This window comes from Acinetobacter sp. Ver3 (genome assembly GCF_000632455.1).
GTDB lineage: Bacteria > Pseudomonadota > Gammaproteobacteria > Pseudomonadales > Moraxellaceae > Acinetobacter.
Map to the genome: position 1 here is coordinate 1 of NZ_JFYL01000089.1, position 9,803 is coordinate 9,803.

The window sequence follows — 9,803 nt, forward strand, 5'->3', positions numbered from 1 at the left end:
AACCCTCAACTGAGGGCTATTTTTAAGATTAAAAATTACATGCTTTTAACACATACGGATTTAATGCATTTGATATAGAATCATTAACAGTAAGTTTTGCAACCACACGATTATTTTTAATTACTATTGGCGGATTCAAAGAGTATTCATTAAATGGAGAATAGCTATTGTACTCATTTCCATATTTACTGTAGGTATTCCAAATAGAATTTGAAGAATATTCCCCACCATACTTACCATATTCGTTAAAAATAGAATCGCTATCATAAGATGAAGATATTTTTCCTAAATATTTTTTCTCAGTATCAGAGGAAATAATGATAGCCCCTTCAATATAATCACAAAATTCTCTCAAATCAGATGCGTTACTTTGTAAACTGATTAATAAGCCAAGTGTTAGAGTTAGTTTTCTCACATTTATTCCTTAATAAAAAATTTATAAAATTAAATATCAATATAGAAATTGTATAAGATATTATTAAATTTAGTTATAGCTAAGAAGCTTGATACTTTTAATTCAAGGGGGAAAAATGAAATTTTTTTATTTATTACTTGGTTCTGCAATCTTAACCGGTTGTTCTACTGTAGGATACCAAACAGCTGGACATAACGGAAAATTATATTATCTACCCACGCAGTGTGAAAAATATTCATATTCCTATGATGATCCAGATACTCTTTACTGTTATCACAAGGGAATAGCAACTGGACAAGTTGTTACACCAGCAGATAGTCAGCAAGTTGAAAATTATTACAGACAACAAGAAGCTAATCGTCAAGCTTGGGCAAATCTGAATGAAAGTTTAAAAAATTCAGCACCTAAGACAACGAATACAAATTGTTATAATTATGGTTATGCTACAAATTGCACTTCAACCACTTATTAATCTGAATGTATTTCGAATTGAAAACTGTTTTGCTTAAATAGCATCTAATAGTTTTTTGAAGATTTCCTACAATTAACATAATACACGTTATACGAATCTAAAAATGGGAGCCTAAGCTCCCATTTTTATTGATGATTTTTTAATTCTTTAAGCATGGCATCCCGTAAAATTTTATTCATTCGTGTTTGATAGCCTTTGCCTTGGGCTTTTAGCCACTGCATGACATCTGCATCGATGCGAACCGTAGTTACTTGTTTAGTCGGCTTGTAAAATGGATTTTGCACTGCATTTTTCCAGAAGCTGTCATCAAGTTCAGGAATATCTGAAAAATCGATTTCACTGTCTGGACGTTTATCTAATGCTTCAAGTCTTGCCTTTTGTTCTTCAGACAAAACAGGAGGATTATTCAAATCCATTTTGTAAGTAACGGTTTTGCTCATACTGTTTCCTCTCTTTTTTCTCTGCCTGTCGTGCCGAAATAATGCGGATATGATCCATCCCATTATGGTCTTGTACTGTGTGGGCCACCAATAAAACAGCTTGCCCATGTACCATACCTATCGCTTGCCAACGATATTCACCATTTTCAAAGCGATCCTGTTTATATAAGGCATGAGCATCGTAAAAAACCAATGTTGCATCTTCAAAAGCTACACCATGTTTTTTGAGGTTTATTTCTGCTTTATGCTCATCCCATGAAAACTCAATTTCCATAGTTGCATCGCTTTTTGTTAATATAAAAATGTTAATACAAAATTGTAAATTTTGCAAAGTTGTTCCATTTTTTATTGGCAAAATCTTACAGAATCGAACATAAAAAAGCCGACTTGTTTCAAAGTCGACTTTTTGCTGTTTTTCGGGGTGGGTGAAAATTTTTAAGTTATTGATTTTAAATCATTATTTTTCTTGCATTTCGCATAACGCCCATTATGTTAAATGGCCGAGTATTTAGATGAATAATAATGCTTTCAATTGGGTAAAGCTTGCAGAATCCTGCTGAATTTGTAATCCTTGCGCCCAAGGGTGTCTAGCTAAGCTGAGGCAGGTGTTTGTTGTAGTCGGGCCGCTACAATATTGATAAAGAGCGCCTGTATGTTTAATTTCAAGATTTTTAATAAAGTCTCTACGGAAGTATTGACGATAAAAAATGACCTCGAGCTTAATTCCGAAATCCAATTAATTAATAAGTATAAAACTGCTCATTGTGAGAACTATCGAAAAGCAATTATTTTGATCTTTAAAGAACGTGGCTATACCAGGTTAGAAATAGGTCAGTTACTTGAAGACCAACTCTAAAGACTTCCTAAAATTAACATAATACACCTTATGCGAAATGCGTTATAATTATCCTTATAATTCAACGCTGTAGTTCCTAGTTGATAGCCCAATCGAGCCCGTTTGGGCTTTTTTTATGATTTTTCATGTTCCACGCCTATTCTTTGACCAATGTTTCACGACTTTGTTCATATCAGTTAAACAATCGTGGTTAATCATAGGGTCTAAAAAAACGGCTCCAAAAGCCTCTTTTCGGTTGCTCCGGTTCAACATGTTCCGGCACTGGAATACGCTTGTTTTCCGTCTGCTCCGGAGTAGTCAATCCGTCATCTTTCGGCTCAGGTTCTGACCGAGGATCCGTTGTTATATCTTGGCTAGGTTTCTGATCGGTAAACGTAGTCATATTGGTTTTTGGAGCTTCCAGTAAGCGCTGCATAGCTTCAATCTGTTCTTGATAAAACGATTCACGTTCTAGTGATTGATTCTCTCTCTGCACTGCCTGATTTAACTGTTTTTCCAGTATGTCAACTTGACGTTTTAGCAAGTCAACTTCTGTCAAGGTTTGACTGTTAATTGATTGACTTTGATTGACAGTAGTATCTTTCTTTTTTGGTTCCCCAAAAACCCTTAAGGCTTCTGTAAAGTCAATCAAGCCATCAGATCCTTTAGATAAATTTCCTTTGTTTATATGGGTATATATGGCTTGTCTTGAATATCCGTAAAGCTTAGCCAACTCTGAAACTGACAGTTTTTTCATTATGTAAACCAGTTTTCAATTTGTGTTAATACTTGACTGTCAACTTTACAATGTCAATTGACATCATTTATTGAAAGCCAACTTTTCGAAGTAATGGAGTAAGTTCTTTTAATTTCTCCGCCTGTTTTAGCATATCTGCAATTCGTACAGCAAATTGTTCATAGCTTTCGGTGCCTTGTGAAAGTTTTCCCATTTCTGGAAGCTCTGACAATTTACTCGCAAATGAATAGCGTTGTGCATCTGTTAAAGTGATCGTTATATCTTCGCTTACACCAATACTTTTAGCTGACTTCGTTACTGATTTTTTCTGTTTAAAGCTAAATGAAAAACCTGTAATTGATCTACCAGTCTTATGCTGTTCAACTTTAACAGTAATGTCGGTATGTTCATTTACTTGCTTTAATGCAATGTCTAAGACATATTTTTTAAAGTCATACATTCGTTTGTATTCAGTATCGAGTACACCTATTTTTTGTCTGAAATCAGACAAAGTTATAAGAGGCGTTTTTCCTGTACTACGCCATGCAATCAATATCTCATATAACCGAACGGCATAAGCACTTGTTAAATTGCTTATTTGTTGTATTTCATACTTTGTAAATTGTTCTTCTAGTCTTGTAATTAAAGGCACGATAGCGGGAGCAAAAATAAGTCTAACAACCGCTTCATTATCAATATAAGCGACTTCACTCACCCATCTTGACTTGTGATTAATAATGTTGCCTTTTTCACTAAGACTTTGATAACTGAATTGTCTTGCAAATAGATCATCACAAGCATCTTTTAATGCCTGATAAGCCGTGTTTCGATGTACACCAAATTGATTGATGTAGCTTTCAGCATGAACTGTTAATGGATCATTAGCATTTATTCCCTTACCCGATTCCCTTGCTTCAACGATAGCTAGAAGAATTAACCGTTGCTCGACTAGATCAAGGTTATAACTGGCATTAATTAATGCATTATCTTTAACTATTAGTTCTGTTTTCATATGAAAAGGTTATATTTTTAATTCAATAAGACGAGGCTATATTATAAGCTCGCTTAATGCAAGGTAAACCTCGTTTTAATGCAAGGTAAACCTCGTTTTAATGCAAGGTAAACCTCGTTTTAATGCAAGGTAAACCTCGTTTTATAGTCTCTAAGAATTTTATAAATAAAAGCTTTCAGTATGTCTAAAAGCATTTAAAAGTATTAAAAATAATTAAAAGCCCAGGTCATGAAAAATTGCCCTATGTTTTCGCTACGCTCAAACTCTATTGAACTTCGCTTTCGCTCAGTTCGTTGGGGCAATTTTTTGGTTAATACCATCTGGAATTTAATAAAAAGCAAAAGCAACTCGGAATTCGCTTCGCTCATGAGTTTTTTATGCTCGCTTCGCTCGACCTAGATGCAAATTAAATCTGTTCGCACCCTTCGGGATGCTCTATATCTAAGTCTGAGCAGTAAAGGGGAGCTTGTAATCAGAGAAAGAGCAGGGCAAAATTTTGATAGTGTTCAATCGCTCGTAGACACTCGCTCGGCTAATCCCTGTTAGCCTCAAAAAGAAAAGCACAAAGCGAACGGAGTGTGAGCGACATAACAGTAGATCACTTATTCCCCTCTCTGATTACCGCTTTTGCTGAATTGGATTACATATCCAAGTCAAAATCATTTCTCGGTTGTGGCTGTTTGAGTTCATGACTTGATAATTCAATGCTGTTTTGTCGTTGCGATGGGTTTTTAATTTCGCGAATATCATTTTTGATCGTCTCAAAGCCTTTCAAACATGATTGATATAATTCTCTTGGTTCTTTGAGATGGGAATTTCTAGGCTCTAAAATCTTCTCACATTCAAGATATCTCAACATTCTTCGGTCGTTTTTGATGATTTCATCTAACTTTCTACACTCGCTGTGAGTGAGATTTTTACTTAATCGATTTATGTATTCTTCTATATTTTTAATTTTTTTACTCGTTAAAACAATCAGTTGTATTTGATTCTGATTTTTATATGCTTGCTGTTGTTTTTCACTGATTTCTTTGTGATAAGCAACATAATCGGGGTAATAACCGTCGCTTCTTAAATATTTAAAATCAAGAGCTGGCTTGGGTTTGAGTCGAATTTCTGTTATTCCGATTTCTAGTCGTTCAAGTTTTCGATTAATTTCGTCAAGTTCTCTAGAGTTTTCCCAAGCATGTTGATCTGCTTGCTTTGCATCTGCAAATCTTCGTAGAAGTCGCTCGGAACTTTCAATTGCAAGATTTTCGAGAGTGCTCTCTCGATGTCTGATTGTTGTGTGCTGATTGTTGTTTGAATCGGTTCTAAATTTGCTGTTACTAAGTTGCTGACAATGATTTTTAAATCCAGTTGACTCAATGATTTGGTTAATTGCTGACTCAATTGGATTTTCAAGTTTTCTTGAAATGCTTGCTGTAACTGCTCGGAAAAGCTCCCCTGTTCGATTTTGGCTATTTCGGATTGTTGTGCTGAAATCAAGGTTTGCTGTTGTTTGAGTTGAGTTTTTAAGCTCTGCTCTACTTCGCTGTATTCGCTCAAGATTGTTTTTAATGAATTGATTTGTTGAATCAATAAGCTGTTTTGTTCTGATAACAAGTTGTTTTGCTCTGTTAAGAAGTGGTCGATTTCTGTCTGCATTGCTTACTTCCGTTGAATTTCCAACATTTTGATTTGATTTCTGATTTGCTGACTGTTCTGCTGAATTATTTGTTTTTGTGCTTCGATGGTCTTTAGATTCATGCTGGCTTGATAGCTCAGATAAAAACTCATTAAAAGACTCAGTATTCCAAAGCTGATTACCCCCCAAAGAATGTATGTCGATCTCTGATTGCTTAGCTTTTCTGAAATCAGTGTTTGTATTTCGCTCTCGATCTGTACGCTTTGGTTCGCTATCGCTTGCTGTACTTGGGTTTGTATGCTCTTTTGTAGACTCTGCTTGTCGATTTCGATGCTCTGCAACTTGCTGTTGATCTCTTTTTGCAATGTCTGCACTGATATTGAAAATGACTCGATGCGTGTTTGCACTGATTTGATTGTCGATATATCTATATTCGATAGCTGTGCTGTGAGTGCGTCTATTTGCTCGCTGTAGCTCGCTGTCTGCGATTTTATGACTTGGGGTGATAAATTCCCTATTTCGCTCAAAATCGCGCTTAGACGCGATTCTAGCGCTATTGTCGTCTGCTGCACTTTGTACAAAAGCGTATTGCTGTTGATTATAGGCTTCTCGCTTTGCTCTATAAGTTGCTCGAAGTTGCTCAGCGTCTGTGAGAGCTGCTGCAAGCTCACTTGCAGTTGCTCCGCTTTCTGCTGCTGCTCTGAGATGCTCTGAATAAGATCCAATTTCGAAGTTTTCATGATAGAAATCACCTTTTATTCGATGTTTTTTGCCGTTGTTGAGAGTGACCGTTAGAGACTCTTTATTTGGTTTTATCGAGTCGACTCCATCTAGTTGTTTGATACAGGTGATTATTTCCGCTCTATTTTTTGCTGTGTTGGTTTTTAAGAGCGTTCTCACGTAATTATCAATTGCTTTGTAAAATTGCTTCTTAGAAAGCGCTTCAAGCTCTTGGCTTGAGAGTATTTTTTTTGCTTGTGCATTGAGTTTTGCAATATGGTTCGGCTCTTGTGTCGTGTGCATTAGCAGCAAATCGTCAGGGCGTGACCACTGGTATTTTGTGTTGAAGTAATCCCGTAATGAGTCGAAATGTTTCTCATGCCCTGGGGGCGCAATGTTGAGTGATTTTCCACTCTGTAAATCAAGGCGTGGTACTAAAACATGAATATGCTTTGAGCCATCATCATCCGTATGTTGAACGGCAAACAGATGATATTGAGATGGGTCTAACCCTGAGAAAGCATGTTGTTCAAAGTCGGTTAAAACCTCCCTGATCTGCTCGTCTGTAGGGGCATCATCCTTTGACCAAGCAATCACGCCACTGGTGTATTTCCACAGATGGGGGCTTGCATCACAAATGGCGTTAAATGTGGTTGCATCACCTCTTAAAACTTCAATGCCTGCACGCACATTGCCCATGTGATCAAACTTATCGAGTAAGTATGCCGATGCTTTGGCAGCATTGCCTTTGCCATGATTCAAAAATTTAATATGCACTTTCATCATCCTCAGCCAGTTGTACTGAAGACAACTGCTTTTTTAAGCGTTCAGGGCTTTGCCGACTAATTTTAGGTAAGGCAGGGAAGACTTTTTCTAGCTCGGTTTGAATGCCTTTTAAAACAAGCAACATGTTAAAAATATTTAGTTTGCGTTGTTCTTGAGGATCTGCGTTCTTGATGATATTCAACGCTCGTGCAATTTGGTTTATGTTGTTGCCGATTCTTGATAGCTCTAGCAATACATTCGGATCAGTCTTTTGATAGCGTTTGACTACCTCAATCACTGTTTTAATTTTTGTTCTTGTGGGTTTTATTTCGTCTTTGGTTTGTTGAACGGTAATCACATCTTGCATGACTTCACGCTCGATTAATGAATGAATGAAGTCAGTGAAACTTGTATTTTCCTTTTGCAGGTGTTGCTCCAGTTGCTCAAACTGGAGCTGTGTGAGTCTAAATTTTTTTGTTTTATTTTTTACCATTTCGTGTCTCGTTAAGAGCTTTTGCTTTGGGGTCTTAGGGGTGAAACCCCTAACAAGTCCCTGAGTCCAAATTTTCGAAGAAAATTGTGGACACAGGTAGGCTTGCTTGTCGCATTGCCCCTTTTATTTAGAGCTTATTCTGTTTTGCAAAGATCAATAATTTTTTTCTTAGATAAGTCAATAAAAAGGTTTATATGGCATCAAAATAATCATTTAAAATCAATAACTTAAAAATTTTTACCCACCCTGAAAAACAGCAAAAAAACGACTTTGAAACATGTCGGTTTCTTTTTGAGCAATTTTGATACTTCTTGCCAATAAAATTGGTTAAAAAGTGACCAAAAACTGAAATTCCCTATAAGATATATGCCTTTTAATATCAAATTCATCCCCAATTTCTGCGGACAACTTTTGGGATAAGTTTTAATCAATTTTGTACGCCTTGGCTCACATTCATTCAGGTATTTTGCGTCTATACCAATCCCCCTCAATTTTCTATGATGAACACATAGAGAGCAGGATGCTCCAGATAACAATAAGAAATCGTAGCAATGGAATATGCAGGTACGACAGGAGTTATACCAACGCATCAAATACGTAAAAAAGCCCAACAGGATGTTGGGCTTTTTTATTAACTATTATCTTTTGGGTCTAGTAAAAAGAACAAATAGCCCTAAGATCACATCAATTAAAACCCAAAATGTGAAAACTAATCCCATTCCTAGAGTAGTTCCAATAGCTGCACCAGCTTGTTCATATTCATTAGTGGAAGATGTATATACTTCAGAAGCTCCTCCACACGCTTTAAACGCTATAACAAACATCAATAAATTAAATAAAATGAATGCCCATTTAAATATTTTTCCTATAAGACTTCTTTTAGGTTTGTTTATGCTTTTACCACAAGAAGGGCAATCTAAAGCCGTATTACTTACTTGTTTATTACATTCTGGACAATTTATTAGAGCCATAAATATTATCTTTAATTGTTTGAAATTGTTATATTAATTATAAACCAAACATAGTAGATAAATACAGATGAACATCAAAGCAATAACCTTATTCATTTTTTCGATTTTTTTTGTCACTTTTAGCTATGCTGAGAAGGTTATCCCAATGAGTGATAAGTACTACCAAGGCAAGTATTTTTTAGTAAGTCAAACTAAACACAACAATATAAACACTGTGATTTATAAGAGTGTTTTCAAAGCTGAGACTGTCTATTCAAAAATGGAGATAAATTGCCGGACGGGGAAATATAGAAAAATTGGAGAAGGGATTAACAATCCAAAAGCAATAGAAGATTTCACTAATAAAGGCAGTTGGATGACTCCAGTTTATGAAGCATCTCACTATGACGTAGTTAAGTTTGTATGTAAATAAAGGATTTATTCTTTTGATATCAATCTATTAAATCATAGTAGATTTAAGATCGTATAAAAGATTTTATATCAAATTTCCACATTCTAAATTTGAACAGTAATAGTTCGAGCATTAAAAATATAGGAATACTTCTTAAGAATGAAAACTTTAATTTTTTTTTGGTCACTTCTATTGATCTGCGGAAATAGTTTTGCAGTTCCTGATGCTCCATTTTATGGAAAGATATCAACCAATGTCAGGGGTTCTCCAGAAGAGAGTTTCCTTGGTAAAACACTTAAGTTGGCATCTTACTATGGGGGAATTGAACAAAAAAATATTATTGAGTTAAATATTAGTACTGATAAAAAATATGTAATGAAGCGAGATGATGTTGAAATAACTGTTTTAAAAGATAAAAATAACTTGAATAGAATCAGGTTATTCTCAAAATATGATCTATTTTTGAAAGGAAAAAATGATACAGTTGGTGGCTATTTTTACGCTCTTTGTCCTGTAGTAGAGGAAACTAAAAAGGATTTAAGTAAAGTTACAGAGGTAAAAGAGGTTGATGGTCGGCAAATCACTACCGTTACTCCAAAGTTTGAAGCACTTTCAAAACGAATTATTGATCCTGGTTTTTTTACTGTGGCCCATAAATCCAATGAACGCCATCCTATCCTCACTAAGCAATACAGCAAAACGTTTGTTGAAGCAGATGTAGAGAATCTTTGCTACATAGCAGAAATTATAATTGCTAGAAAGAAATTAGATGAAATGAATAAAAAAGCGTACTTGGAAAGGATAGAAAATCCAAAATAAGCAGAATTCTCTGTAAGATATTTTGAGTCTTTAAAATATGAATTGATCTGCCCGCCGAAAGTTGGACGGTTTATGTTTAATTTCGCATAAGAGATTTTATGTTAAAT

The 9,803-nt window shown here is 35.3% G+C and carries 12 protein-coding genes; 4 read left to right on the forward strand and 8 right to left on the reverse strand.

Annotated features, from left to right (window positions below; translation table 11 throughout):
• Positions 1-28 precede the first annotated feature (28 nt).
• Positions 29-415 (reverse strand): hypothetical protein, encoded by a 387-nt coding sequence (locus CL42_RS14650; RefSeq protein WP_008942575.1) that lies wholly within the window; start codon positions 413-415, stop codon positions 29-31.
• Positions 416-530: 115 nt separating this feature from the next.
• Here CL42_RS14650 and CL42_RS14655 point away from each other — a divergent pair, with 115 nt between their 5' ends.
• Complete coding sequence (locus CL42_RS14655; protein WP_008942574.1) at positions 531-887, forward strand: hypothetical protein; 357 nt, start codon at positions 531-533, stop codon at positions 885-887.
• Between the two features lie 125 nt (positions 888-1,012).
• Here the strand turns inward: CL42_RS14655 and CL42_RS14660 are convergent, their stop codons facing one another.
• Together CL42_RS14660 and CL42_RS14665 are read right to left on the reverse strand one after the other, a co-directional pair.
• Complete coding sequence (locus tag CL42_RS14660) at positions 1,013-1,327, reverse strand: BrnA antitoxin family protein (RefSeq protein WP_004740255.1); 315 nt, start codon at positions 1,325-1,327, stop codon at positions 1,013-1,015.
• Entirely contained in the window at positions 1,290-1,601 is a 312-nt protein-coding gene (locus CL42_RS14665; protein ID WP_005086328.1) for a BrnT family toxin, read from the reverse strand. Before CL42_RS14665 ends, CL42_RS14660 begins: the two co-directional genes overlap by 38 nt.
• Before the next feature lie 378 nt (positions 1,602-1,979).
• On the opposite strand from CL42_RS14665, the gene CL42_RS14670 reads away from it, so the two are divergent.
• Positions 1,980-2,183 carry a hypothetical protein gene (locus tag CL42_RS14670; RefSeq protein WP_035270214.1) on the forward strand — a complete coding sequence of 68 codons (204 nt, stop codon included), beginning with the start codon at positions 1,980-1,982 and terminating at the stop codon, positions 2,181-2,183.
• Between the two features lie 190 nt (positions 2,184-2,373).
• On the opposite strand, the gene CL42_RS14675 is transcribed toward CL42_RS14670, so the two are convergent.
• The 5 genes from CL42_RS14675 to CL42_RS14695 all read right to left on the reverse strand — a co-directional run bounded on the left by CL42_RS14675 (position 2,374) and on the right by CL42_RS14695 (position 8,486).
• Positions 2,374-2,919 carry a plasmid replication DNA-binding protein gene (locus tag CL42_RS14675; protein ID WP_035270216.1) on the reverse strand — a complete coding sequence of 182 codons (546 nt, stop codon included), beginning with the start codon at positions 2,917-2,919 and terminating at the stop codon, positions 2,374-2,376.
• Between the two features lie 67 nt (positions 2,920-2,986).
• Positions 2,987-3,910, reverse strand: a complete 924-nt coding sequence (gene repM / locus CL42_RS14680) for a replication initiation protein RepM (RefSeq protein ID WP_035270217.1) — start codon at positions 3,908-3,910, stop codon at positions 2,987-2,989.
• Between the two features lie 640 nt (positions 3,911-4,550).
• Positions 4,551-7,040, reverse strand: coding sequence for a relaxase/mobilization nuclease domain-containing protein (locus CL42_RS14685; protein ID WP_035270220.1), 2,490 nt, complete (start codon positions 7,038-7,040; stop codon positions 4,551-4,553).
• Positions 7,024-7,515 (reverse strand): plasmid mobilization relaxosome protein MobC, encoded by a 492-nt coding sequence (gene mobC / locus CL42_RS14690; protein ID WP_035270222.1) that lies wholly within the window; start codon positions 7,513-7,515, stop codon positions 7,024-7,026. The genes CL42_RS14685 and mobC overlap by 17 nt, the downstream gene beginning before the upstream one ends.
• Positions 7,516-8,153: 638 nt before the next feature.
• Positions 8,154-8,486, reverse strand: a complete 333-nt coding sequence (locus CL42_RS14695) for a hypothetical protein (RefSeq protein ID WP_035270223.1) — start codon at positions 8,484-8,486, stop codon at positions 8,154-8,156.
• A 67-nt stretch (positions 8,487-8,553) separates the two neighbouring features.
• Here CL42_RS14695 and CL42_RS14700 point away from each other — a divergent pair, with 67 nt between their 5' ends.
• Together CL42_RS14700 and CL42_RS14705 are read left to right on the forward strand one after the other, a co-directional pair.
• A complete protein-coding gene (locus tag CL42_RS14700) occupies positions 8,554-8,898 on the forward strand; it encodes a hypothetical protein (RefSeq protein ID WP_035270225.1) in 345 nt (114 codons plus the stop codon).
• Positions 8,899-9,036: 138 nt separating this feature from the next.
• Positions 9,037-9,696 (forward strand): hypothetical protein, encoded by a 660-nt coding sequence (locus tag CL42_RS14705; protein ID WP_035270227.1) that lies wholly within the window; start codon positions 9,037-9,039, stop codon positions 9,694-9,696.
• Positions 9,697-9,803 lie beyond the last annotated feature (107 nt).

What these genes read in the sequence shown, in the direction of transcription:
- CL42_RS14665 (WP_005086328.1), bottom strand. Translation starts at nt 1,601, where the DNA reads ATGGAAATTGAGTTTTCATGGGATGAGCATAAAGCAGAAATAAACCTC.
- repM (WP_035270217.1), bottom strand. Translation starts at nt 3,910, where the DNA reads ATGAAAACAGAACTAATAGTTAAAGATAATGCATTAATTAATGCCAGT.
- CL42_RS14705 (WP_035270227.1), top strand. Translation starts at nt 9,037, where the DNA reads ATGAAAACTTTAATTTTTTTTTGGTCACTTCTATTGATCTGCGGAAAT.
- mobC (WP_035270222.1), bottom strand. Translation starts at nt 7,515, where the DNA reads ATGGTAAAAAATAAAACAAAAAAATTTAGACTCACACAGCTCCAGTTT.
- CL42_RS14695 (WP_035270223.1), bottom strand. Translation starts at nt 8,486, where the DNA reads ATGGCTCTAATAAATTGTCCAGAATGTAATAAACAAGTAAGTAATACG.
- CL42_RS14655 (WP_008942574.1), top strand. Translation starts at nt 531, where the DNA reads ATGAAATTTTTTTATTTATTACTTGGTTCTGCAATCTTAACCGGTTGT.
- CL42_RS14685 (WP_035270220.1), bottom strand. Translation starts at nt 7,040, where the DNA reads ATGAAAGTGCATATTAAATTTTTGAATCATGGCAAAGGCAATGCTGCC.
- CL42_RS14660 (WP_004740255.1), bottom strand. Translation starts at nt 1,327, where the DNA reads ATGAGCAAAACCGTTACTTACAAAATGGATTTGAATAATCCTCCTGTT.
- CL42_RS14670 (WP_035270214.1), top strand. Translation starts at nt 1,980, where the DNA reads ATGTTTAATTTCAAGATTTTTAATAAAGTCTCTACGGAAGTATTGACG.
- CL42_RS14675 (WP_035270216.1), bottom strand. Translation starts at nt 2,919, where the DNA reads ATGAAAAAACTGTCAGTTTCAGAGTTGGCTAAGCTTTACGGATATTCA.
- CL42_RS14700 (WP_035270225.1), top strand. Translation starts at nt 8,554, where the DNA reads ATGAACATCAAAGCAATAACCTTATTCATTTTTTCGATTTTTTTTGTC.